This window comes from Rhizobium grahamii CCGE 502, assembly GCF_000298315.2.
Taxonomy (GTDB): Bacteria; Pseudomonadota; Alphaproteobacteria; order Rhizobiales; family Rhizobiaceae; genus Rhizobium; species Rhizobium grahamii.
Genome location: NZ_AEYE02000010.1, coordinates 1 through 20,104, shown reverse-complemented (window position 1 = coordinate 20,104; position 20,104 = coordinate 1). Strand labels below are relative to the sequence as shown.

Here is a 20,104-nt window from a genome sequence, read left to right as displayed (position 1 = left end):
CAAATTGATTCAGGAACGGCCGGTATGCATCTGATATCAAAGCTCAAAGTATGGGCAAAGTCACTGAAGCGTGACATCGTTGCGCTGTGGCTTGCCGCGCGCGACCCACGCGTGCCCTGGCCTGCGAAGGCCGTCGCCGGTGCGGTTGCGGCCTACGCCCTTTCGCCGGTCGATCTGATCCCCGATTTTATACCTGTGCTCGGATACCTCGACGATCTGGTGATCGTACCGCTTGGCATCATGCTGGCCATTCGCCTCGTTCCAGCTGATGTCATGGAGGACCTGCGTACAAGAGCGGCAGCGCGCCTCGACCGGCCGTCGAGTCGCCTCGGCTTGATCTTTATCCTTGCCCTATGGGCATGCTGCATCATCTTCGTCGTGACGGCTCTTTCCGGCCGGATGGTCAGCAAATAGGAACCTATGCATGATGCAATCTCGCAAGCTCCCACTCCCGATAACCGCCCTCGCCCTGTTGATGCTACCGGGCTTGGCGCAGGCCGCGAGTTTCGACTGCGATGCAAAAGAGTTGAAGCCGGACGAGAAGATGATCTGCGAGAACCGCGCCTTAAACGACGCCGATGTCAAGATGGTCACGACATTCGACCTGCTATCCGGACTGATGGCGATGGGCTCGCGTGGTACGTTGCAGGACGAGCAGACGGCCTGGCTGACGAAGCGCCAGGAATGCGGACCGGACGCAGCCTGCATCAAGGCCGCATACGACGCGCGCCTGAAACAGTTGGATGAAACCTACAAAAAAATAAACCGGCCACTTTAGCGGCCGGTTTATTTCACGTTCCTTTTGAAGAAGAAGCTCAGCGGCTGCCGAGATCGCGAACGGCGCCCCGATCGGCGCTGGTGGCGAAAGCGGCGTAAGCCTTCAGCGCAGTCGTGACGTTACGCTTGCGCTGCTCGGCCGGATGCCAGCCCTTCTCCTCCTGCACGGCGCGGCGGTTTGCCAGTTCCTTGTCGTCGACACGCAGGCTGATGATGCGGTTCGGGATGTCGATGTCGATCATGTCGCCTTCGCGAACCAGACCGATCGTGCCGCCGTTTGCCGCTTCCGGCGAAACGTGACCGATGGACAAACCCGAGGTGCCGCCGGAGAAGCGGCCATCGGTGATCAGCGCACAGGCCTTGCCCAGGCCCTTCGACTTCAGGTAGCTCGTCGGATAGAGCATTTCCTGCATGCCTGGACCGCCCTTCGGGCCTTCGTAGCGGATGACGACCACATCGCCGGCAACCACTTCATTCGAGAGGATCGCCTTTACGGCCGCATCCTGGCTTTCATAGACCTTGGCCGGGCCTGAGAACTTCAGGATGGATTCGTCGACGCCCGCCGTCTTCACGATGCAGCCGTCCAGCGCCAGATTGCCCTTCAGCACGGCAAGCCCGCCGTCCTTGGAGAAGGGATGCTCGACGGAGCGGATGACGCCCTTTTCGCGGTCGGTATCGAGCTCGTCCCAGCGTGCTTCCTGGCTGAAGGCAACCTGGGTCGGAATACCGCCCGGGGCCGCGCGGTAGAACTTGCGGACGGTCTCGCTGTTGGTGCGCGTGATGTCCCAGCGATCGATCGCGTCCCCGAGCGTTTCGGCGTGAACGGTCGGGCAATCGCGGTTGAGCAGGCCGCCCTTATCGAGCTCGCCCAGGATCGACATGATGCCGCCGGCGCGGTGAACATCTTCCATGTGGACGTCACTCTTTGCGGGCGCGACCTTCGAGAGGCACGGAACGCGACGCGACAGCCCGTCGATGTCGGCCATCGTAAAATCGATCTCGCCTTCGTGTGCTGCCGCCAGGATGTGCAGGACGGTATTTGTCGAACCACCCATGGCGATGTCGAGAGCCATGGCATTCTCGAACGCTTGCTTGGAGGCGATCGTGCGCGGCAGAGCCTTGACGTCGTCCTGCTCGTAGTAACGGCGGGCGAGATCGACGATCAGGTGGCCAGCTTCCACAAACAGGCGCTTGCGGTCGGCATGGGTTGCGAGCGTCGAGCCGTTGCCGGGAAGCGACAGGCCGAGCGCTTCGGTAAGGCAGTTCATGGAGTTGGCCGTAAACATGCCCGAGCAAGAACCGCAGGTCGGACAGGCGGACCGTTCGATGATCTTGACGTCCTCGTCGCTGATCTTGTCGTCGGCAGCGGCAACCATGGCATCGACGAGGTCGAGCGCATGAGTCTTGCCATGAAGGACGACCTTACCGGCTTCCATCGGGCCGCCAGAGACAAAGACCGTCGGGATGTTGAGGCGCAGCGAGGCCATCAGCATGCCGGGCGTGATCTTGTCACAGTTCGATATGCAGACCATGGCGTCGGCGCAGTGGGCGTTGACCATGTATTCGACGCTGTCGGCGATCAGTTCGCGCGAGGGTAGCGAATAGAGCATGCCGTCATGGCCCATCGCGATACCGTCGTCGACGGCGATCGTGTTGAATTCCTTGGCAACACCACCGGCGGCCTCGATTTCGCGGGCGACGAGCTGGCCGAGATCCTTCAGGTGCACGTGGCCGGGCACGAACTGGGTGAAGGAGTTCACCACCGCAATAATCGGCTTGCCGAAGTCCGAATCCTTCATGCCCGTTGCGCGCCAAAGGCCGCGCGCACCCGCCATATTGCGGCCGTGGGTCGTGGTTCTGGAACGATAAGCTGGCATTGGTGTATTCCTTGCGTGTCGGAAATCGTCGGCGATGCGGGGCGCTGAAGCGTCCAGGCTATCGCTGCTTTTGCAATTGTCGTAATGCAAACGGTATTGGCTGTCACTACCGGGAAGGCCGAAACCGGTACGCCTGCGCTGCCGGGTGCATCGACCATATACGGTTGGAACAGTGGTTTTGTTACAGACTATTGCATCAAGCGGCGTACACAAAAAGTTGGCTTTCCGCAGCCAGGCCAGTGGGCATAAACAATGATCCAAAGACGCATTCTATGCGTTGAAGGTTTATACCGAGCTCTCATGCTCAGGAGGTTTCCGATGCCAGCCTACCGTCCCCCCAAGATCGCCTCCTCGGAGATTACACCGCAGCAGGTTTATCTGAGGCGTCGTGAGTTCCTTGGCGCCACAACGCTGGGCGCCATGGCGCTTTACGGCGCCGGCAAGGCCAGCGCTGCGGCGCTATCGGTCATCGACAGCAAATATACGGTTGACGAGAAGGCGACGCCGCTCAAGGACGTGACGACCTACAACAACTTCTACGAATTTGGTCTCGACAAGGGTGATCCGTCGGCGCTCTCCGGCGACTTCAAGCCGCTGCCCTGGACAATCAAGGTCGACGGCATGGTCAATAAGCCGGGCACGTTCGATATCGAAGCGCTGATGAAGGAATTCCCGATCGAGAACCGCACCTATCGGATGCGCTGCGTCGAGGCGTGGTCGATGGTCATTCCGTGGGACGGCTTCCCGCTCGCTTCGCTACTCAACAAGGTGGAACCGCTCGGGAGCGCAAAGTACGTCGCCTTCGAAACCGTCGTACGCCCAGACGAGATGCCGGGGCAGAAGGGCATCTTCCAATCGCTCGATTGGCCTTATGTCGAGGGCCTGCGGCTCGATGAGGCTCGCCACCCGCTGACGCTGCTCGCCGTCGGCCTTTATGGCCAAACGCTGCCGAACCAGAACGGCGCGCCGATCCGCTTGGTCGTGCCGTGGAAATACGGCTTCAAGGGCATCAAGTCGATCGTTCGGATCACGCTGACCGACAAGGAGCCGAAGAACACCTGGCAGGTGACCAATTCGCAGGAGTACGGCTTCTACGCCAACGTCAATCCGGAGGTCGATCACCCGCGCTGGAGCCAGGCGAGCGAACGGCGCATCGGCGAAAGCGGCTTCTTTGGTGCGAGACGCCACCCCACGCTGCCGTTCAACGGCTATGCCGACGAGGTCGCCAGCCTCTATAGCGGCATGGATCTGCGGAAGAACTTCTGATGACCGGCTTTTCGTTCAGTCTGCCGAAGCGCTGGCAGTCGGCCTCCGTCTGGGCTCTCTACGCTGTCGGGCTGCTGCCTGCCGCGTGGACCTTTTATCTCGGCGCCAGCGATCAGCTTGGCGCGGACCCAGTGAAGACTTTCGAGCTGTTCCTCGGTCTCTGGACGATCCGCTTCCTCATCCTGACGCTGGCCGTCTCGCCCGCGCGCGACCTGCTCGGATGGAACTACCTTCGCTATCGCCGCGCGCTAGGACTTCTAACCTTCTACTATGCCTTGATGCACTTCACGGTCTACATGGTGCTGGACCAGGCGCTCGATCTCTCCGCGGTCGTGAACGACGTGCTGAAGCGGCCGTTCATCATGTTCGGCATGGCGGGGCTTGCCTTGCTCATTCCGCTCGCGGTGACGTCCAACAACTTCTCGATCCGTCGCCTCGGCCCGAACTGGGTGCGGCTGCACCGCCTCGTTTACATCATCGCCGCCGCGGGTGCCGTGCATTTCGGGCTTTCGACGAAGATCCTCGACCTCGAGCAATACATCTATGTCGGCCTGATCATCGTGCTCATCCTCTACCGCTCGTGGCGGCCGATCGCGCGCAGCCGCAAGCGCGGTCAGGGACGCGAACGCACCCGGGCAGCGGCAACCGTATCGTGATATTGCAGAGGCTCCTACAACGGATCGCCCTCAAGGCAACGGGCCCCACTCAAGCTTCTGTGCCTGGCTGATTGATCATGGCTTCGATGTTGTAGCCATCAGGATCGAGAACGAAGCAGGCGTAATAATCGGGCGTGTACTCTGGGCGTGGGCCGGGCGCCCCGTTGTCCTTGGCACCAGCCTCGAGGGCGGCCTGAAAGAACGCTTCGACCTCGACCCTACTGCGAGCGCGGAAGGCGACATGCACACGCGTCAAAGGCGGCGCGCTGTCGGCCTGCTGAATCTCGAACAGGCAGCCATTGCCGATATCGAACGCCCAGAACACGCTCTCCTTGCCGAAGGAAAGCTTATATCCCAGCGGTGCGAAAGCCTTCTCATAGAAGAGCTTGCTCTTTCCCAAGTGGCTGACTGCGACGGTTACGTGATCTATCATCAATGCACTCCCTGAGACACTGGAGGAAATCACGACGCTAGCTCCGAACTCAACGGCGCTCAACGGGCTGGAGAAACTAAACAGCCTGAACGAGGGATGTCTGCGGGCAAGGTGGGCAAACGAAAACAGCCGGGCTTTTCAGCCCGGCTGTTTTGCTTCCGGCGGACCGGAAAGGATTAAGCGGCTTCAGCAGCTGCTGCTTCAGCTTCAACGCGAGCCTTGTCAGCTGCGCCCTTGGCATAGGTGTCGCGGTCAACGAATTCGATGACTGCGAGAGCAGCGTTGTCGCCCTGGCGGAAGCCAGCCTTCATGATACGCAAGTAGCCGCCGTTGCGGGTTGCGTAACGCGAAGCGATCGTGTCGAAGAGCTTCGCAACGACAGCGGCGTCGCGGATCTGCGAGATCGCCTGACGACGAGCGTGCAGGTCGCCACGCTTGCCGAGGGTGACGAGCTTTTCAACGATCGGACGGATTTCCTTTGCCTTCGGCAGGGTCGTCACGATCTGCTCATGGGTGATGAGCGAAGCCGCCATGTTGGCAAACATTGCCTTGCGGTGGCTAGCGGTTCTGTTCAGCTTGCGGCCGGCTTTACCGTGGCGCATTGCTATTCTCCTTCACTTGCAGGCATCCGCCTGCCGTTTGAATGTTAGTACTGGTCTTCGTAACGCTTGGCGAGATCTTCGATGTTCTCGGGCGGCCATGCCGGCACTTCCATGCCGAGGTGCAGGCCCATGGAAGCGAGAACTTCCTTGATTTCGTTCAGCGACTTGCGACCAAAATTCGGCGTGCGGAGCATTTCTGCTTCGGTCTTCTGAATGAGGTCGCCGATGTAGACGATGTTGTCGTTCTTCAGGCAGTTTGCCGAGCGAACAGACAGTTCGAGTTCGTCCACCTTCTTGAGGAGCGCCGGGTTGAAAGCGAGTTCGGTGACTGCTTCCTCTTCGGTTTCCTTCTGCGGCTCGTCGAAGTTGACGAACACGCCAAGCTGATCCTGCAGGATGCGCGCCGCGAAAGCGACGGCATCTTCGCCGGAGATCGAACCGTCAGTTTCGATCGTCATGTTCAGCTTGTCGTAGTCGAGAACCTGTCCTTCGCGGGTATTTTCAACCTTGTAGGACACCTTCTTGACCGGCGAATAAAGGCTGTCGACCGGGATGAGACCGATCGGAGCATCTTCCGCACGATTGCGATCGGCCGGAACGTAGCCCTTGCCGTTGTTGACGGTGAATTCCATACGGATTTCGGCGCCCTCGTCGAGCGTGCAGATCACATGCTCGGGGTTGAGGATTTCGATATCACCGACGGTCTGGATGTCGCCAGCCGTTACAACGCCCGGGCCCTGCTTGCGCACGACCATGCGCTTTGCGTCATCGCCATCCATCTTGATGGCGATTTCCTTGATGTTGAGGACGATGTCCGTGACGTCTTCGCGGACGCCCGGGATCGACGAGAATTCATGCAGCACGCCATCGATCTGCACGGCCGTCACTGCGGCACCGCGCAGCGAGGACAGCAGAACGCGGCGAAGCGCGTTGCCGAGGGTGAGGCCGAAACCGCGCTCTAGCGGCTCTGCTACGAGCGTCGCCTTGGTGCGCGAGCTCGAAGAGAACTCGACCTTGTTCGGCTTGATCAATTCCTGCCAGTTTTTCTGAATCATATTTTTGCCTTCCGTTCGTTACCACCATCCAATCGTGGCAACCGAGCTTGAGAAGCACCGGGAGCGAAAAGCCGCTCACCGGTGTTGTGAATGGCGATGATCAGACGCGGCGCTTCTTGCGCGGGCGGCAACCATTGTGCGGGATCGGCGTCACGTCGCGGATGGACGTGATCATGAAACCGGCAGCCTGGAGCGCGCGCAGAGCGGATTCACGACCCGAACCCGGACCGCAAACTTCAACTTCCAGCGACTTCATGCCATGTTCCTGAGCCTTCTTGGCGCAGTCTTCAGCAGCGATCTGAGCAGCGAACGGGGTCGACTTGCGCGAGCCCTTGAAGCCCTTGGCGCCAGCAGACGACCAGGCAATCGCATTGCCCTGTGCGTCGGTGATCGTGATCATCGTGTTGTTGAAGGTCGAGTTGACGTGAGCTACGCCAGACGAAATGTTTTTACGTTCGCGACGGCGAACGCGTACGGCTTCCTTGGCCATTTAAAATCCCTTTCTTGGATCTCCGCACCGCCGTAATGCCAGCGGCTACACCGGAACGAGACCTTGCGGCCCTGCCCGAAACTCAAAAGAGGCCGGCGCAGACCGCCAGCCCCCTCACCTCCGGTTTCCCGGAAATTACTTCTTCTTACCAGCGATCGCCTTTGCCGGTCCCTTGCGGGTACGAGCATTGGTGTGCGTGCGCTGACCGCGGACCGGCAGGCCACGGCGATGACGCAGGCCGCGGTAGCAACCGAGGTCCATCAGGCGCTTGATATTCATCGAGGTCTCGCGACGCAGGTCACCTTCGACCTGATAGTCACGGTCGATGGTTTCGCGAATCTGCAGGACTTCGGAGTCCGTCAGCTGATGGACGCGCTTGTCAGCCGACAGGCCGACCTTTTCCATGATTTCCTGCGCGAATTTCGGACCGATCCCGTGGATATACGTCAGCGCGATTACAACGCGCTTTGCAGTCGGGATGTTGACGCCAGCGATACGTGCCACGCCTATTCTCCTTGCGTTCCAGTTGCCATCCGGCAAGTGGTGTCTCGTTACACGACCCAGAGAGGTCGCAATTACAATTCAGGTTCTCAACAAGTCAAAACGATCGAACCCGGAATTCCCTTGGGAAGTCCGCGCCGATCGCATGAGATATCGCGAGTTGGCGCGGTGTTTAGCGGAATCAGCGCTTAAAAGCAACCGCTTCCGCCAAGTTTATTTCCAAAGCCCTAAAGCTTCGAAAGAATGGCTTCGATCTCGTTCGTGACGTGATCGATGTCTGCCATGCCGTCAACCGACTTCAACTTGCCCTTGGCATAGTAGTAGCCGATCAGCGGAGAGGTTTCCTTGTAGTATGCCTGGAGGCGCGTGACGACCGTTTCGCGGTTGTCATCCGGGCGGCGCTTGAAGTGAGTCGAACCACAGCGATCGCAGACACCGTCGACCTTCGGCTTCACGTTCGTATCGTGATAGCCGGCGCCGCAATTGGCGCAGGTGTAGCGACCGGATACGCGATCGGCCAGCACCTTGTCGTCGACCTGGATCTCGATCACGGTCGAGAGCTCGAGCCCCTTGCCCTTCAGCATGCTTTCCGTCGCGTCAGCCTGAACCAAGGTGCGCGGATAGCCGTCAAGAATAAAGCCCTTGGCGCAGTCTGGAGCGTCGAGACGCTCGGAAACGATTGCATTGACGATCTCATCCGAGACAAGCTTGCCAGCGTCCATAACGGCCTTCGCACGCTTGCCTACTTCCGTGCCTGCCGCAACGGCTGCGCGGAGCATGTCGCCCGTGGAGAGTTGCGGAATTCCGTACTTCTCCACGATCCGCTGAGCCTGGGTCCCCTTACCCGCGCCCGGCGGCCCTAACAGTATGAGTCTCATCGCCCCCTCTTTCCTCCGCGCAACTTCGATTTCTTGATCAGACCTTCGTACTGCTGTGCGATCAGATGACCCTGAATCTGTGCCACCGTATCGAGAGTTACGCTAACCACGATCAAGAGAGAAGTGCCACCCAGGGACAACGGAATGCCCGTTTGCGACACAAGAATTTCCGGCAGGATGCACACGAAGACGAGGTAGATCGCGCCAATCACCGTAATGCGGGTCAGCACGTAATCGATGTATTCGGCAGTCCGCTCGCCCGGACGGATGCCCGGAATGAAACCACCATGCTTCTTCAGATTGTCGGCGGTGTCCTTCGGATTGAAGACGATAGCCGTGTAGAAGAAGGCGAAAAACGCAATCAACAGGCCGTAGAGCAGCATGTAGAGCGGCTGGCCATGGCCGAGCGCGGCCACGATCGAGGTTGCCCATGCAGGCAATGACGTGGTGTTGGCGAAGCCCGCGAGCGTCGCCGGCAGCAGCAGCAACGAGGACGAGAAGATCGCCGGGATGACGCCCGAGGTGTTGAGTTTCAGCGGCAGATGCGAGGTATCGCCCTGGAACATGCGATTGCCGACCTGGCGCTTCGGATACTGGATCAGCAGGCGCCGCTGTGCACGCTCGACAAAAACGATGATGGCGATGACAGCAATCGCAATGATGATCACAGCGAGAATCAGTGTCGTCGACAGAGCGCCGGTGCGGCCAAGTTCCAGTGTACCGGCGAGAGCCTGCGGCAGGCCTGCAGCGATACCTGCGAAGATGATCAGCGAAATACCGTTGCCGATACCGCGCGAGGTGATCTGCTCACCGAGCCACATGAGGAACATGGTGCCGCCGAGGAGCGTGACGACCGTCGAAATGCGGAAGAAGATGCCCGGATCAACAACGAGGCCGTTGCCGCTCTCAAGGCCGACGGAAATGCCGTAGGCCTGCAGCGCACCGAGCAGCACCGTGCCGTAGCGCGTGTACTGGTTGATGATCTTGCGACCCTGCTCACCTTCCTTCTTCAGGTTCTCGAGCGCCGGGACGACCGAGGTCATCAGCTGCACGATGATCGAAGCGGAAATATAAGGCATGATGCCGAGCGCAAAGATTGCCATGCGCTGCACGGCGCCGCCCGAGAACATGTTGAAGAGGCCGAGAATGCCGCCTGCCTGGCCACGGAAGGCCTGGGCATAAGCTTCTGGATTGAGGCCAGGGAGCGGAATGTGGGTACCGAGCCGGTAGACGAGGAGAGCTGCCAGTGTGAACCACAGGCGCTTCTTGAGATCCTCGGCTTTGGCGAAGGTCGAGAAATTGAGGTTGGAAGCCAACTGTTCCGCTGCAGACGCCATGCGATTCTCCGCGCTACCGATTTCGGGCTCTAGCCAAGCGAGGTGCAGGACCCGGAATCAGCATTCTAAATTATTCAAAAGCGGGCTTCGGACGGATTGCGAACGCAACCTATGCCTCACCCTTGTGTTCGTTCCTACCGTTTATGACGCACGTGCGTCCAGCCGGTTTTTGTGAGGCTCACATATGGGAGCAAAATCGCCCGGTGTGAAGCACCCCGGGCGACTTATCATAGATTAATTATTCTGCAGCTGCGGCAGAAAGAAGCGTGACGGAACCGCCAGCCTTTTCGATCTTTTCGACGGCAGGCTTGGAAGCGCCGGCTACTTCGAACTTGACCTTTGCCTTCAGCTCGCCGTCGGCGAGAACGCGAACGCCGTCCTTGACGCGACGGATAACGCCGGCAGCCTTGAGAGCTGCTGCATCAACCGTGGACTTGGCGTCGAGCTTGCCAGCGTCGATCGCAGCCTGAACACGCTCCAGGGACACGACAACGAAGTCGGCCTTGAAGATGTTGTTGAAGCCGCGCTTCGGCAGGCGACGGTAGATTGGCATCTGACCGCCTTCGAAGCCGTTGATGGCTACGCCCGAACGGGACTTCTGACCCTTGACACCGCGACCACCGGTCTTGCCGGAGCCCGAACCAATACCGCGGCCGAGGCGCTTGCGGCTGTGGGTCGAACCTTCGTTGTCTTTAATTTCATTGAGTTTCATAGCGAATACTCCCGGCTTACTTCTCGTCGACGATGCGAACGAGATGCTGGACAGCACGGATCATGCCACGAACGGAAGGGGTATCTTCCAGCGTGCGACGACGGTGCATCTTGTTGAGTCCGAGGCCGATCAGCGTGCGCTGCTGGACATCCGGACGACGAATCGGGCTGCCGATCTGTTCGACAGTAACCGTCTTCGCTTCAGTCTTCTTGGTAGCCTTAGCCATCTGTCAGACTCCTCTTATTCTTCAGAGGCATTGCCGGAAGCGGCACGGCGAGCCTGGAGCGTTGCATACTTGATGCCGCGCTGAGCTGCGATGTCCTTCGGGTGAACCTGGTGCTTCAGAGCGTCGAAGGTAGCGCGAACCATGTTGTATGGGTTCGAGGAACCGGTCGACTTGGCGACAACGTCGTGAACGCCGAGCGTTTCGAAAACGGCGCGCATCGGACCACCGGCGATGATACCGGTACCGACCTTGGCCGAACGAAGCAGAACCTTGCCGGCGCCATGGCGGCCATGAACGTCGTGATGCAGCGTACGGCCGTCACGCAGCGGTACGAAGATCAGTTCGCGCTTGGCAGCTTCAGTCGCCTTGCGGATTGCTTCCGGCACTTCGCGTGCCTTGCCGTGACCGAAGCCGACGCGGCCCTTCTGGTCACCAACGACGACGAGAGCGGCGAAACCGAAACGACGGCCGCCCTTAACAACCTTAGCAACGCGGTTAATCGCGACCAGCTTGTCGACGAATTCGCTATCGCGTTCTTCGCGGTTCTGGCGATCGTCGCGAGAACCTCTTCTTTCCTGTGCCATTGTCCTTTTCCTTTTTCTTTTGCGGGTGGAACGGCAGACAAAACGAGGACCGCATCAGCCTCCTCTATCGAAGAGCGTTTGCGGTCCGGTGAGCATCCGGCCGGAAGCTCGAAGGCTCCGGCCGGAAATCTTAATCAGAAGGACAGACCGCCTTCGCGGGCTGCTTCTGCCAGGGCCTTGATACGGCCGTGGTAGATGAAGGCGCCACGGTCGAATACGACGTCCTTGACGCCAGCCTTCGAGCCGCGCTCAGCAACGAGCTTGCCTACGAGGGCAGCTGCTGCCGTGTCAGCACCGGTCTTCAGAGAACCGCGCAGGTCCTTGTCGAGGGTCGAGGCGGACGCAAGCGTCTTACCGGCGACATCGTCAATGATCTGAGCGTAGATGTTCTTCGACGAGCGATGAACCGACAGGCGCGGACGGCCGTTGGCCACCGACTTGAGGTGACGACGCACGCGGTTGGCGCGACGTGCAAGTGCTTCTTTCCTGCTAGCCATTTCGCGTGATCCTTACTTCTTCTTGCCTTCTTTGCGGACGATCCGCTCTTCGGCATACTTGACGCCCTTGCCCTTGTAGGGCTCAGGACCGCGGTATTCGCGGATTTCAGCGGCAACCTGGCCGACCTGCTGCTTGTTGATGCCGGTGACGACGATTTCCGTCGGCTTCGGCACAGCGATCGTGATGCCCTGCGGCGGCTCATAAACAACGTCATGGCTGAAACCGAGTGCCAGCTGCAGGTTCTTGCCCTGGAGCGACGCGCGGTAACCGACGCCGTTGATTTCGAGCTTGCGCTCAAAGCCGTCCTTGACGCCCTTGAAGATGTTCTCGATCATCGTGCGGGACATGCCCCACTTTGCACGAGCATTCTTCGTCTGGGTGAGCGGCGTTACGACAACCGCATTGTTTTCGAGCTTCACGCCGACTTCGTCGTTTGCGACGAAGAACAGCTCGCCCTTCGGGCCCTTAGCGGTAACCTTCTGGCCATCGACCGTAGCCGTGATCCCAGCAGGCACCTGAACGGGCTTTTTACCGATACGAGACATGTTTCAATCCTGTCTGTTCGCTATGGAGATCCTTACTCAGCCTTAGAAGACCGAGCAAAGAACCTCGCCACCAACGTTCTGTTCGCGAGCTTGGTGATCGGCCATCACGCCCTTCGGGGTCGAAAGGATGGTAATGCCGAGGCCGTTCGCGACCTGCGGAATGGACTTGACCGAGACATAAACCCGGCGGCCCGGCTTGGACACACGGCCGATCTCACGGATCACCGATGCGCCTTCATAGTACTTCAGCTCGATGCTGAGCTCCGACTTGCCATTGCCGAAATCGACAACGGAATAGCCACGGATGTAGCCTTCGGACTGCAGAACATCGAGAACGCGTGCACGGAGCTTCGAAGCAGGCGTCGAAACCGACGACTTGCGGCGAGAAGCGCCGTTGCGGATGCGAGTGAGCATATCGCCCAACGGATCAGTCATTGTCATCTAACCTGCTCCTTACCAGCTCGACTTGACGATGCCCGGCACCTTGCCGAGATTGCCGAGTTCACGCAGCGCGATACGCGACATGCGCAGTTTGCGGTAGTATGCGCGCGGACGGCCCGATACTTCGCAGCGGTTGCGAATGCGGGTCTTGGATCCATCGCGCGGCAGGGATGCCAGCTTGATCGAGGCCTTGAACCGGTCTTCGATCGGAAGAGCCTGGTTCATGATGATCGCCTTAAGAGCTGCGCGCTTGGCAGCCTGGTTAGCGACCGTGGTACGGCGGCGCTTGTTCTTTTCAACTGCGCTTGTCTTCGCCATGTGCGGTTCCTTTTCTACGCTCGTCGTTACGGTTACTGACGGAACGGGAAGTTGAACTCTGTCAGCAGAGCCCGTGCTTCGTCGTCCTTCGTTGCCGTCGTGCAAACGATGATGTCCATGCCCCACATCTGATCAACCTTGTCGTAGTTGATCTCAGGGAACACAATGTGCTCCTTGATGCCCATGGCGAAGTTGCCACGGCCGTCAAAGCTTTTCGGGTTCAGGCCGCGGAAGTCGCGAACGCGCGGAAGCGCGATGTTCACGAGACGGTCCAGGAACTCGTACATGCGAGCGCCGCGCAGGGTAACCTTTGCGCCGATCGGCATCTGCTCACGGACCTTGAAGCCCGCGATGGAGTTGCGTGCACGGGTGATGACCGGCTTCTGGCCAGCGATAGCGGCCAGGTCAGCTGCAGCAACAGTCGGCTTCTTCGAATCAGCCGTTGCTTCACCAACACCCATGTTGATTACGATCTTGTCGAGCTTCGGGATCATCATTTCGTTGGCGTAGGAGAACTTCTCCTGCATCGCCGCACGAATGCGCTCGACATATTCCTTCTTGAGCCGCGGCTCGTACTTTGCGTCAGCCATCAGATCACCTCACCGGAACGCTTGGCCACACGGACCTTCTTGCCGTCAACAACCTTGAAACCAACGCGGGTCGGCTTGCCGTCCTTGTCGACGATTGCAACGTTAGAGAGGTGAACAGCGGCTTCCTTGTTGATGATGCCGGCTTCCTGGCTCTGCGTCTGGCGCTGATGGCGCTTTACGACGTTGATGCCACGAACAACGGCACGATCTTCCTTGGGCAGAACCTGGAGGACTTCGCCAGTGCGGCCCTTGTCCTTGCCTGCGAGCATGACGACCTTGTCGCCCTTACGAATCTTTTGCATCGTTCGCGCTCCTTACAGTACTTCGGGAGCCAGCGAGATGATCTTCATATGGTTCTTGGCGCGAAGTTCGCGCGGAACCGGTCCGAAGATACGGGTGCCGATCGGCTCTTTTTTGTTGTCGATGAGGACTGCTGCATTCGTGTCGAAGCGGATGATGGAACCATCAACGCGACGGATTTCCTTGGCGGTACGAACGACCACCGCCTTCATCACGTCACCCTTCTTCACGCGGCCGCGCGGGATCGCTTCCTTGATCGAAACGACGATAACGTCGCCGATCCCGGCATACTTGCGCTTCGAGCCGCCCAGCACCTTGATGCACATGACACGACGTGCGCCGGAATTATCCGCCACGTCGAGGTTTGTTTGCATCTGAATCATATCAGGTCGCCTTTTTGGTTTACCGGAATGGTTGGGCTCAGAGCCCCCTTCCCCGGCTTATGAAAATTGTCAGCCGGCCGCTTGCTACGAGAGCAGGCGAAAACACGGCATAGCTTGAATAGCGCGGGATCGATCGTGCCAGGGTGGTTTCCCCAATGGGACCTTCCGTGCGCTCAAAGCAAAAGAACGCTCGACGAACGAGCGTTCTGACGCTGCTTCATACAGATATTTCCGTGAGACGCAAGGCCTCGCGCAAAAATCTTACTTGGCCTGGGCGGAAACGACCGTCCAACGCTTGTCCTTGGAGATCGGCGCGCATTCCTCGATGGATACGGTATCGCCAATCTTGTACTGATTGTTTTCGTCGTGGGCCTTGTACTTCTTGGAACGACGAACGGTCTTCTGCATCAGCGGATGAGCGAAACGACGCTCTACGCGGACAACTACAGTCTTCTCGTTCTTGTCGCCAACGACGACGCCCTGCAGGATGCGCTTCGGCATATTCTTAGGCCTTTGCTTCTGCCGCCTTCTGGCGGGCAATGGTTTTCACGCGGGCGATGTCCTTGCGGACTTCGTTGACGCGGGAGGACTTTTCCAGCTGACCGGTTGCCTTCTGGAAGCGCAGGTTGAACTGCTCCTTCTTCAGGTCGGCGAGCTTGTCCTTGAGCTGATCGGCCGTGAGGCCGCGTACTTCTTCGGCTTTCATCTGCCTTGCTCCTTACTCTGCAATGCGCTGAACGAAGCGCGTCTTGACCGAGAGCTTGGCAGAGCCGAGGCGAAGCGCTTCACGAGCGATTTCTTCGCTGACGCCGTCGATTTCGAACATCATACGGCCTGGCTTGACCTTGCATGCCCAGTATTCGACAGAGCCCTTGCCCTTACCCATACGGACTTCGGTCGGCTTTGCGGTTACCGGAACATCCGGGAACACGCGGATCCATACACGGCCGGCGCGCTTCATGTAACGCGTGATCGCGCGGCGTGCCGCTTCGATCTCGCGTGCATTCACGCGGTTCGGCTCCTGAGCCTTAAGGCCGAATTCACCGAAGGCCAGGTCAGAACCACCCTTGGCGACGCCCTTGATGCGGCCCTTAAATTGCTTGCGGTACTTGGTACGCTTTGGCTGCAACATTTTCTTATTCTCCGAACTTATCTGCCACCAACGCTATTAAGCGTTGTCGCGGCGACGATCGCGATCACGGCTTGCCGGACCCTGAGCGTCACCCTCGAGTGCGCGGCGCTCGGAGGCCATCGGATCGTGCTCAAGGATTTCGCCCTTGAAGATCCAGACCTTGATGCCGCAGATGCCGAAAGCGGTTTCCGCTTCAGCAGTGCCGTAGTCGATGTCAGCGCGCAGCGTGTGCAGCGGAACGCGACCTTCGCGGTACCATTCCGTACGAGCGATTTCAGCACCGCCGAGACGGCCTGCGCAGGTGATCTTGATGCCTTCGGCGCCAAGACGCATTGCAGACTGAACGGCACGCTTCATGGCGCGACGGAAAGCAACACGACGCTCAAGCTGCTGAGCGATCGACTGTGCGACGAGCGTAGCGTCGACTTCCGGCTTGCGCACTTCAACGATGTTGAGGTGCGTTTCGGAATTCGTCATCTCCGACAGCTTCTTGCGGAGCTTGTCGATGTCTGCGCCCTTCTTGCCGATGATCAGGCCCGGACGAGCCGAGTGGATCGTGACGCGGCACTTCTTGTGCGGACGCTCGATAACCACCTTGGCGATACCGGCCTGCTTCAGTTCGCTCATGACGAACTTGCGCATCTTCAGGTCTTCGTGCAGCAGCTGGCCGTACTCGGCATTGTCCGCAAACCAGCGGCTATCCCAGGTACGGTTGATGCCAAGACGGAAACCGATTGGATTAATTTTCTGACCCATTATGCGGCCTCCTCTTGTGCCTGCACTTCGCGGACAACGATCGTCAGGTGCGCAAACGGCCTCTCGATGCGAGAAGCGCGGCCGCGGCCACGAGCGTGGAAACGCTTCATGACGATCGACTTGCCTACGTAGGCTTCTGCCACGACGAGCGTGTCAACGTCGAGATCATGGTTGTTCTCGGCGTTTGCGATCGCAGATTCGAGCGTCTTCTTGACGGCGCCTGCGATACGCTTGCGGGAGAATTCCAGCTCAGCGAGTGCACGATCGACCTTCTTGCCGCGGATAGCCGCAGCAACGAGGTTGAGCTTCTGTGGGCTGACGCGGAGCGTGCGGGCGACTGCTTGCGCCTCGTTGTCCTTCAGCCGGCGTTCGGCTTTTGCCTTGCCCATTGTTACTTCCTCTTTGCCTTCTTGTCCGCACCGTGACCGTAGTAGGTCCGGGTCGGAGAGAATTCACCGAATTTGTGACCGACCATGTCTTCATTGACGCTGACCGGAACATGCTTGCTGCCGTTGTAGACGCCGAAGGTGAGACCGACGAACTGCGGCAGGATCGTGGAGCGACGGCTCCAGATCTTGATTACTTCTGCACGTCCGCCTTCACGAACCTTCTCAGCCTTCTTGAGAAGATAGCCGTCAACGAACGGACCTTTCCATACTGAACGAGCCATTGGAGACTTCCTCTCTTACTTCTTACGCTGATGACGCGAGCGCATGATCATCTTGTCAGTCGACTTGTTCGACCGAGTGCGCTTGCCCTTGGTCGGCTTGCCCCACGGAGTAACCGGATGACGACCACCAGAGGTGCGGCCTTCACCACCGCCGTGCGGATGGTCAACAGGGTTCATGACAACACCGCGGTTATGCGGACGCTTGCCGCGCCAAACCGTACGACCAGCCTTGCCGTCGTTGATGTTGGCGTGATCCGGGTTCGAAACCGCACCGATCGAAGCAAGGCAGGTGCCGTGCACGAGGCGCTGTTCGCCCGAGTTCAGGCGAAGGATCGCCATGCCCTGGTCGCGACCGACGAGCTGTGCGTAACCGCCAGCCGAACGTGCGATCTGGCCACCCTTGCCCGGCTTCATTTCCACGTTGTGGATGATGGAACCGACCGGGATGAACTGCAGCGGCATGGTGTTGCCGGGCTTCACGTCGACAGCCTTCTCAGACGAGATGACCTTGTCGCCAGCAGCAAGACGCTGCGGAGCGAGGATGTAGGCCTGTTCGCCGTCGGCGTAGGAGACGAGCGCAATGAACGCGGTCCGGTTCGGATCGTATTCGATACGTTCGACCGTGCCTTCAACGTCGAACTTGCGACGCTTGAAGTCGACCAGACGGTACGTGCGCTTGTGACCACCGCCGATGAAGCGAGCCGTGATGCGGCCGAGGTTGTTACGACCGCCGCTCTTGGTCAGACCTTCCGTCAGCGCCTTGACCGGCTTGCCCTTGTAGAGGCCAGAACGATCGACGATGACCAGCTGACGCTGGCTCGGGGTCGTAGGATTGAATGTTTTCAATGCCATTGTTTTATTCCTCAGAGACCGGTGGAGACGTCGATCGTCTGGCCTTCAGCCAGCGTTACGACAGCCTTCTTCACGTCCTGCTGCTTGCCGACAAAACCCTTAAAACGCTTGGTCTTGCCCTTGCGGAGCAGCGTGTTGACGGCCGTGACCTTAACGCCGAAGAGCGCCTCGACTGCAGCCTTGATTTCCGGCTTCGACGCCTTCTTGGCGACATTGAAAACAACCTGGTTGTTTTCCGATACCAGAGTGGACTTTTCGGTAATCGCCGGCGAGACGATCACATCATAGTGGCGAAGATCGGTCACTTGAAACGCTCCTCTAGAGCTTCAACGGCAGCCTTGGAAAGCACGAGCTTGCCGCGGCGCACGATGTCATAAACGTTGATGCCCTGGATCGGCAGAACATCGATGTTCGGGATGTTCTGTGCTGCGAGCTTGAAGTTGCCATCAAGTTCAGCGCCGCCGATGAAGAGCGCATTGGTCAGGCCGAGCGTCTCGAAAGTCGATGCCAGTGCCTTGGTCTTTGCTTCAGCAGCAACCAGGCTATCGATGATGATGACATCGTCGGACTTCAGCTTGGCCGAGAGGGCGTGACGCAGGCCGAGAGCGCGAACCTTCTTCGGAAGGTCGTGTTCGTGGCTGCGAGCGACCGGGCCGTGGGCCTTACCACCGCCGCGGAACTGCGGAGCGCGAGCCGAATGGTGACGAGCGCGGCCCGTACCCTTCTGCTTATACATCTTGGCGCCGGTGCGCGAAACGTCCGCGCGGCCCTTTGCCTGGTGCGTGCCCTGCTGCTTCTTGGCAAGCTGCCAGCGGATGACGCGGGCAAGAATGTCTTCGCGGGGCTCGAGGCCGAAAATCGCGTCAGAAAGAGAAACCTTCCCTGCGTCTTTTCCCTCGAGGGTCTTGACGTTGAATTCCATTGGTCCGGCTCCCTTACTTCGCTGCCGACTTGACGGCATCGCGCACGATGATCCAGGCACCCTTGGAACCGGGTACTGCACCCTTGATCAGGATCAGACCACGATCTTCGTCGGTCGAAACCACTTCAAGGTTCTGAGTCGTTACGCGCGTCTGGCCCATGTGACCAGCCATCTTCTTGTTCTTGAAAACCCTGCCCGGGTCCTGGCGCTGACCGGTCGAACCGTGCGAGCGGTGCGAAACCGAGTTACCGTGAGTGGCGCGGCCACCGGCGAAATTGTGACGCTTCATGACGCCGGCAAAGCCCTTACCGATCGTCGTACCCGTCACATCGACGAGCTGACCAGCGGCGAAGTGACCAGCCTTGAGCTCGGTGCCAACCTCGAGGAGGTTGTCTTCCGTGACGCGGAATTCCGTCAGCTTGGCCTTCGGCTCAACGTTGGCAACAGCAAAGCTGCCACGCAGTGCCTTCGACGTATTCTTGACCTTCGCCGTGCCAGCACCGAGCTGGACTGCGGCGTAGCCGTTCTTTTCAACAGTGCGCTGGGCCACAACCTGGCAGCCATCCAGACGCAGTACTGTTACCGGGACATGTTCGCCAGCGTCGTTGTAGACGCGGGTCATGCCCACCTTCTGTGCAATCACACCTGAACGCATCGGTTCAATCCTTCCAAATCCGCTCGAGCAATGCTCAGAGCTTGATCTCAACATCGACACCGGCGGCGAGATCGAGCTTCATCAGCGCGTCTACCGTCTGCGGGGTCGGATCTACGATGTCGAGGAGGCGCTTATGCGTGCGCATCTCGAACTGCTCGCGGCTCTTCTTGTCGATGTGTGGGGACCGGTTGACCGTAAACTTCTCGATGCGAGTCGGAAGCGGAACGGGGCCCCGGACGCTGGCGCCGGTGCGCTTCGCCGTCGACACGATCTCGCGCGTCGAAGCGTCGAGAATGCGGTGATCGAACGCCTTCAGGCGAATGCGGATATTTTGGCCGTTCATTCGACGTTATCCTTGTGTTTGTTATCCTGCGCGCCCTTCGGGTAGGCACAGGCTGTTCTTATTCCTAAGGCGGACCACCGGTTTCAAAGATCGAGAGAGGCTCCGGGTTACCGTGCCCCTATCTAGTCTTCAGGCCTTTCAGCCCACCTTATTGTTTGCTGTAGTCACCCGCTTCGATGAGCGAAGCAGGGCGCAAATAGCGCTCGCGCGCCATGTGCAACATTTTCTTGTAATAAGCAAGCGGCCAAAGCCACTTGCTTCATAATATTGTCATCGAAGCGGCCACCCGGTTGAGGTGGCCGCTG

At 59.1% G+C, this 20,104-nt stretch carries 33 protein-coding genes; 4 read left to right on the top strand and 29 right to left on the bottom strand.

The features are described 5' to 3' along the window. Positions 1-24: 24 nt before the first annotated feature. Positions 25-414 carry a YkvA family protein gene (locus tag RGCCGE502_RS07595; protein WP_016553573.1) on the top strand — a complete coding sequence of 130 codons (390 nt, stop codon included), beginning with the start codon at positions 25-27 and terminating at the stop codon, positions 412-414. A 13-nt stretch (positions 415-427) separates the two neighbouring features. Further along, the gene (locus tag RGCCGE502_RS07590; protein ID WP_141652302.1) at positions 428-778 is read left to right on the top strand and encodes a lysozyme inhibitor LprI family protein; all 351 of its coding nucleotides are present in this window, start codon (positions 428-430) and stop codon (positions 776-778) included. A 37-nt stretch (positions 779-815) separates the two neighbouring features. On the opposite strand, the gene ilvD is transcribed toward RGCCGE502_RS07590, so the two are convergent. Next, entirely contained in the window at positions 816-2,654 is a 1,839-nt protein-coding gene (gene ilvD, locus RGCCGE502_RS07585) for a dihydroxy-acid dehydratase (protein WP_016553571.1), read from the bottom strand. A gap of 318 nt (positions 2,655-2,972) precedes the next feature. Here ilvD and msrP point away from each other — a divergent pair, with 318 nt between their 5' ends. After that, positions 2,973-3,920 carry a protein-methionine-sulfoxide reductase catalytic subunit MsrP gene (gene msrP, locus RGCCGE502_RS07580; RefSeq protein WP_016553570.1) on the top strand — a complete coding sequence of 316 codons (948 nt, stop codon included), beginning with the start codon at positions 2,973-2,975 and terminating at the stop codon, positions 3,918-3,920. Then, positions 3,920-4,576 (top strand): protein-methionine-sulfoxide reductase heme-binding subunit MsrQ, encoded by a 657-nt coding sequence (gene msrQ, locus RGCCGE502_RS07575; protein ID WP_016553569.1) that lies wholly within the window; start codon positions 3,920-3,922, stop codon positions 4,574-4,576. The genes msrP and msrQ overlap by 1 nt, the downstream gene beginning before the upstream one ends. Positions 4,577-4,625: 49 nt before the next feature. Here the strand turns inward: msrQ and RGCCGE502_RS07570 are convergent, their stop codons facing one another. The 28 genes from RGCCGE502_RS07570 to rpsJ all read right to left on the bottom strand — a co-directional run bounded on the left by RGCCGE502_RS07570 (position 4,626) and on the right by rpsJ (position 19,799). Beyond that, entirely contained in the window at positions 4,626-5,009 is a 384-nt protein-coding gene (locus tag RGCCGE502_RS07570) for a VOC family protein (RefSeq protein ID WP_016553568.1), read from the bottom strand. 176 nt (positions 5,010-5,185) lie between these two features. Continuing rightward, positions 5,186-5,611, bottom strand: coding sequence for a 50S ribosomal protein L17 (gene rplQ / locus RGCCGE502_RS07565; protein ID WP_016553567.1), 426 nt, complete (start codon positions 5,609-5,611; stop codon positions 5,186-5,188). Positions 5,612-5,655: 44 nt separating this feature from the next. Further along, positions 5,656-6,666: a DNA-directed RNA polymerase subunit alpha gene (locus RGCCGE502_RS07560; protein ID WP_007787729.1), complete on the bottom strand. Its 1,011-nt coding sequence runs from the start codon at positions 6,664-6,666 to the stop codon at positions 5,656-5,658. Positions 6,667-6,766: 100 nt separating this feature from the next. After that, complete coding sequence (gene rpsK / locus RGCCGE502_RS07555) at positions 6,767-7,156, bottom strand: 30S ribosomal protein S11 (protein WP_003547577.1); 390 nt, start codon at positions 7,154-7,156, stop codon at positions 6,767-6,769. A 135-nt stretch (positions 7,157-7,291) separates the two neighbouring features. Further along, on the bottom strand, positions 7,292-7,660 hold the full coding sequence (rpsM, locus tag RGCCGE502_RS07550; protein WP_016553566.1) for a 30S ribosomal protein S13: 369 nt from the start codon (positions 7,658-7,660) through the stop codon (positions 7,292-7,294). A 224-nt stretch (positions 7,661-7,884) separates the two neighbouring features. After that, positions 7,885-8,535 (bottom strand): adenylate kinase, encoded by a 651-nt coding sequence (locus tag RGCCGE502_RS07545; protein ID WP_016553565.1) that lies wholly within the window; start codon positions 8,533-8,535, stop codon positions 7,885-7,887. Next, entirely contained in the window at positions 8,532-9,872 is a 1,341-nt protein-coding gene (gene secY / locus RGCCGE502_RS07540) for a preprotein translocase subunit SecY (RefSeq protein WP_016553564.1), read from the bottom strand. Before secY ends, RGCCGE502_RS07545 begins: the two co-directional genes overlap by 4 nt. Positions 9,873-10,110: 238 nt before the next feature. Continuing rightward, a complete protein-coding gene (gene rplO, locus RGCCGE502_RS07535) occupies positions 10,111-10,584 on the bottom strand; it encodes a 50S ribosomal protein L15 (RefSeq protein WP_016553563.1) in 474 nt (157 codons plus the stop codon). A 16-nt stretch (positions 10,585-10,600) separates the two neighbouring features. Continuing rightward, positions 10,601-10,810: a 50S ribosomal protein L30 gene (gene rpmD, locus RGCCGE502_RS07530; RefSeq protein ID WP_016553562.1), complete on the bottom strand. Its 210-nt coding sequence runs from the start codon at positions 10,808-10,810 to the stop codon at positions 10,601-10,603. 14 nt (positions 10,811-10,824) lie between these two features. Next, on the bottom strand, positions 10,825-11,394 hold the full coding sequence (gene rpsE / locus RGCCGE502_RS07525; RefSeq protein WP_016553561.1) for a 30S ribosomal protein S5: 570 nt from the start codon (positions 11,392-11,394) through the stop codon (positions 10,825-10,827). Between the two features lie 134 nt (positions 11,395-11,528). Next, positions 11,529-11,891: a 50S ribosomal protein L18 gene (gene rplR / locus RGCCGE502_RS07520; protein WP_016553560.1), complete on the bottom strand. Its 363-nt coding sequence runs from the start codon at positions 11,889-11,891 to the stop codon at positions 11,529-11,531. Between the two features lie 12 nt (positions 11,892-11,903). After that, the gene (gene rplF / locus RGCCGE502_RS07515; protein WP_016553559.1) at positions 11,904-12,437 is read right to left on the bottom strand and encodes a 50S ribosomal protein L6; all 534 of its coding nucleotides are present in this window, start codon (positions 12,435-12,437) and stop codon (positions 11,904-11,906) included. A 42-nt stretch (positions 12,438-12,479) separates the two neighbouring features. Beyond that, positions 12,480-12,878, bottom strand: a complete 399-nt coding sequence (gene rpsH, locus RGCCGE502_RS07510; protein WP_003547562.1) for a 30S ribosomal protein S8 — start codon at positions 12,876-12,878, stop codon at positions 12,480-12,482. Between the two features lie 12 nt (positions 12,879-12,890). Beyond that, positions 12,891-13,196: a 30S ribosomal protein S14 gene (rpsN, locus tag RGCCGE502_RS07505; protein WP_016553558.1), complete on the bottom strand. Its 306-nt coding sequence runs from the start codon at positions 13,194-13,196 to the stop codon at positions 12,891-12,893. A 32-nt stretch (positions 13,197-13,228) separates the two neighbouring features. Further along, positions 13,229-13,786, bottom strand: a complete 558-nt coding sequence (gene rplE, locus RGCCGE502_RS07500; RefSeq protein ID WP_016553557.1) for a 50S ribosomal protein L5 — start codon at positions 13,784-13,786, stop codon at positions 13,229-13,231. Then, complete coding sequence (gene rplX / locus RGCCGE502_RS07495; RefSeq protein WP_016553556.1) at positions 13,786-14,088, bottom strand: 50S ribosomal protein L24; 303 nt, start codon at positions 14,086-14,088, stop codon at positions 13,786-13,788. Before rplX ends, rplE begins: the two co-directional genes overlap by 1 nt. Before the next feature lie 12 nt (positions 14,089-14,100). Continuing rightward, complete coding sequence (gene rplN, locus RGCCGE502_RS07490) at positions 14,101-14,469, bottom strand: 50S ribosomal protein L14 (RefSeq protein WP_007787738.1); 369 nt, start codon at positions 14,467-14,469, stop codon at positions 14,101-14,103. Positions 14,470-14,730: 261 nt separating this feature from the next. After that, on the bottom strand, positions 14,731-14,970 hold the full coding sequence (gene rpsQ / locus RGCCGE502_RS07485; RefSeq protein WP_016553555.1) for a 30S ribosomal protein S17: 240 nt from the start codon (positions 14,968-14,970) through the stop codon (positions 14,731-14,733). A 4-nt stretch (positions 14,971-14,974) separates the two neighbouring features. Further along, positions 14,975-15,175 carry a 50S ribosomal protein L29 gene (gene rpmC / locus RGCCGE502_RS07480; RefSeq protein WP_016553554.1) on the bottom strand — a complete coding sequence of 67 codons (201 nt, stop codon included), beginning with the start codon at positions 15,173-15,175 and terminating at the stop codon, positions 14,975-14,977. 12 nt (positions 15,176-15,187) lie between these two features. Next, positions 15,188-15,601 (bottom strand): 50S ribosomal protein L16, encoded by a 414-nt coding sequence (rplP, locus tag RGCCGE502_RS07475; RefSeq protein ID WP_003573792.1) that lies wholly within the window; start codon positions 15,599-15,601, stop codon positions 15,188-15,190. A gap of 36 nt (positions 15,602-15,637) precedes the next feature. After that, positions 15,638-16,357, bottom strand: coding sequence for a 30S ribosomal protein S3 (rpsC, locus tag RGCCGE502_RS07470; protein ID WP_007531669.1), 720 nt, complete (start codon positions 16,355-16,357; stop codon positions 15,638-15,640). Continuing rightward, a complete protein-coding gene (gene rplV, locus RGCCGE502_RS07465; RefSeq protein ID WP_016553553.1) occupies positions 16,357-16,746 on the bottom strand; it encodes a 50S ribosomal protein L22 in 390 nt (129 codons plus the stop codon). The genes rpsC and rplV overlap by 1 nt, the downstream gene beginning before the upstream one ends. Positions 16,747-16,748: 2 nt before the next feature. Further along, entirely contained in the window at positions 16,749-17,027 is a 279-nt protein-coding gene (rpsS, locus tag RGCCGE502_RS07460) for a 30S ribosomal protein S19 (RefSeq protein WP_007531666.1), read from the bottom strand. Positions 17,028-17,042: 15 nt separating this feature from the next. Next, entirely contained in the window at positions 17,043-17,879 is an 837-nt protein-coding gene (gene rplB, locus RGCCGE502_RS07455; RefSeq protein WP_016553552.1) for a 50S ribosomal protein L2, read from the bottom strand. 11 nt (positions 17,880-17,890) lie between these two features. Next, positions 17,891-18,184: a 50S ribosomal protein L23 gene (locus RGCCGE502_RS07450; RefSeq protein WP_016553551.1), complete on the bottom strand. Its 294-nt coding sequence runs from the start codon at positions 18,182-18,184 to the stop codon at positions 17,891-17,893. Then, positions 18,181-18,801: a 50S ribosomal protein L4 gene (gene rplD, locus RGCCGE502_RS07445; protein ID WP_016553550.1), complete on the bottom strand. Its 621-nt coding sequence runs from the start codon at positions 18,799-18,801 to the stop codon at positions 18,181-18,183. The genes RGCCGE502_RS07450 and rplD overlap by 4 nt, the downstream gene beginning before the upstream one ends. Before the next feature lie 13 nt (positions 18,802-18,814). Further along, a complete protein-coding gene (gene rplC / locus RGCCGE502_RS07440) occupies positions 18,815-19,456 on the bottom strand; it encodes a 50S ribosomal protein L3 (protein ID WP_016553549.1) in 642 nt (213 codons plus the stop codon). A 34-nt stretch (positions 19,457-19,490) separates the two neighbouring features. Then, complete coding sequence (rpsJ, locus tag RGCCGE502_RS07435; RefSeq protein ID WP_003547547.1) at positions 19,491-19,799, bottom strand: 30S ribosomal protein S10; 309 nt, start codon at positions 19,797-19,799, stop codon at positions 19,491-19,493. Positions 19,800-20,104 lie beyond the last annotated feature (305 nt).

Excerpts from the sequence above, each read along its gene's own strand:
- rpsS (WP_007531666.1), bottom strand. The coding sequence starts at position 17,027 with ATGGCTCGTTCAGTATGGAAAGGTCCGTTCGTTGACGGCTATCTTCTC.
- rpsC (WP_007531669.1), bottom strand. The coding sequence starts at position 16,357 with ATGGGTCAGAAAATTAATCCAATCGGTTTCCGTCTTGGCATCAACCGT.
- RGCCGE502_RS07595 (WP_016553573.1), top strand. The coding sequence starts at position 25 with ATGCATCTGATATCAAAGCTCAAAGTATGGGCAAAGTCACTGAAGCGT.
- rpsN (WP_016553558.1), bottom strand. The coding sequence starts at position 13,196 with ATGGCGAAGACAAGCGCAGTTGAAAAGAACAAGCGCCGCCGTACCACG.
- rplF (WP_016553559.1), bottom strand. The coding sequence starts at position 12,437 with ATGTCTCGTATCGGTAAAAAGCCCGTTCAGGTGCCTGCTGGGATCACG.
- rplR (WP_016553560.1), bottom strand. The coding sequence starts at position 11,891 with ATGGCTAGCAGGAAAGAAGCACTTGCACGTCGCGCCAACCGCGTGCGT.
- rplD (WP_016553550.1), bottom strand. The coding sequence starts at position 18,801 with ATGGAATTCAACGTCAAGACCCTCGAGGGAAAAGACGCAGGGAAGGTT.
- rplX (WP_016553556.1), bottom strand. The coding sequence starts at position 14,088 with ATGCAAAAGATTCGTAAGGGCGACAAGGTCGTCATGCTCGCAGGCAAG.
- rpsK (WP_003547577.1), bottom strand. The coding sequence starts at position 7,156 with ATGGCCAAGGAAGCCGTACGCGTTCGCCGTCGCGAACGTAAAAACATT.
- rpsQ (WP_016553555.1), bottom strand. The coding sequence starts at position 14,970 with ATGCCGAAGCGCATCCTGCAGGGCGTCGTCGTTGGCGACAAGAACGAG.
- rplC (WP_016553549.1), bottom strand. The coding sequence starts at position 19,456 with ATGCGTTCAGGTGTGATTGCACAGAAGGTGGGCATGACCCGCGTCTAC.
- rpmD (WP_016553562.1), bottom strand. The coding sequence starts at position 10,810 with ATGGCTAAGGCTACCAAGAAGACTGAAGCGAAGACGGTTACTGTCGAA.
- rplB (WP_016553552.1), bottom strand. The coding sequence starts at position 17,879 with ATGGCATTGAAAACATTCAATCCTACGACCCCGAGCCAGCGTCAGCTG.
- RGCCGE502_RS07560 (WP_007787729.1), bottom strand. The coding sequence starts at position 6,666 with ATGATTCAGAAAAACTGGCAGGAATTGATCAAGCCGAACAAGGTCGAG.
- rpsE (WP_016553561.1), bottom strand. The coding sequence starts at position 11,394 with ATGGCACAGGAAAGAAGAGGTTCTCGCGACGATCGCCAGAACCGCGAA.
- rpsH (WP_003547562.1), bottom strand. The coding sequence starts at position 12,878 with ATGACAATGACTGATCCGTTGGGCGATATGCTCACTCGCATCCGCAAC.
- rplN (WP_007787738.1), bottom strand. The coding sequence starts at position 14,469 with ATGATTCAGATGCAAACAAACCTCGACGTGGCGGATAATTCCGGCGCA.
- rplV (WP_016553553.1), bottom strand. The coding sequence starts at position 16,746 with ATGGGCAAGGCAAAAGCCGAACGCCGGCTGAAGGACAACGAGGCGCAA.
- RGCCGE502_RS07570 (WP_016553568.1), bottom strand. The coding sequence starts at position 5,009 with ATGATAGATCACGTAACCGTCGCAGTCAGCCACTTGGGAAAGAGCAAG.
- ilvD (WP_016553571.1), bottom strand. The coding sequence starts at position 2,654 with ATGCCAGCTTATCGTTCCAGAACCACGACCCACGGCCGCAATATGGCG.
- rplQ (WP_016553567.1), bottom strand. The coding sequence starts at position 5,611 with ATGCGCCACGGTAAAGCCGGCCGCAAGCTGAACAGAACCGCTAGCCAC.
- rplO (WP_016553563.1), bottom strand. The coding sequence starts at position 10,584 with ATGAAACTCAATGAAATTAAAGACAACGAAGGTTCGACCCACAGCCGC.
- RGCCGE502_RS07545 (WP_016553565.1), bottom strand. The coding sequence starts at position 8,535 with ATGAGACTCATACTGTTAGGGCCGCCGGGCGCGGGTAAGGGGACCCAG.
- rplP (WP_003573792.1), bottom strand. The coding sequence starts at position 15,601 with ATGTTGCAGCCAAAGCGTACCAAGTACCGCAAGCAATTTAAGGGCCGC.
- rplE (WP_016553557.1), bottom strand. The coding sequence starts at position 13,786 with ATGGCTGACGCAAAGTACGAGCCGCGGCTCAAGAAGGAATATGTCGAG.
- rpmC (WP_016553554.1), bottom strand. The coding sequence starts at position 15,175 with ATGAAAGCCGAAGAAGTACGCGGCCTCACGGCCGATCAGCTCAAGGAC.
- RGCCGE502_RS07590 (WP_141652302.1), top strand. The coding sequence starts at position 428 with ATGCAATCTCGCAAGCTCCCACTCCCGATAACCGCCCTCGCCCTGTTG.
- rpsJ (WP_003547547.1), bottom strand. The coding sequence starts at position 19,799 with ATGAACGGCCAAAATATCCGCATTCGCCTGAAGGCGTTCGATCACCGC.
- secY (WP_016553564.1), bottom strand. The coding sequence starts at position 9,872 with ATGGCGTCTGCAGCGGAACAGTTGGCTTCCAACCTCAATTTCTCGACC.
- msrP (WP_016553570.1), top strand. The coding sequence starts at position 2,973 with ATGCCAGCCTACCGTCCCCCCAAGATCGCCTCCTCGGAGATTACACCG.
- msrQ (WP_016553569.1), top strand. The coding sequence starts at position 3,920 with ATGACCGGCTTTTCGTTCAGTCTGCCGAAGCGCTGGCAGTCGGCCTCC.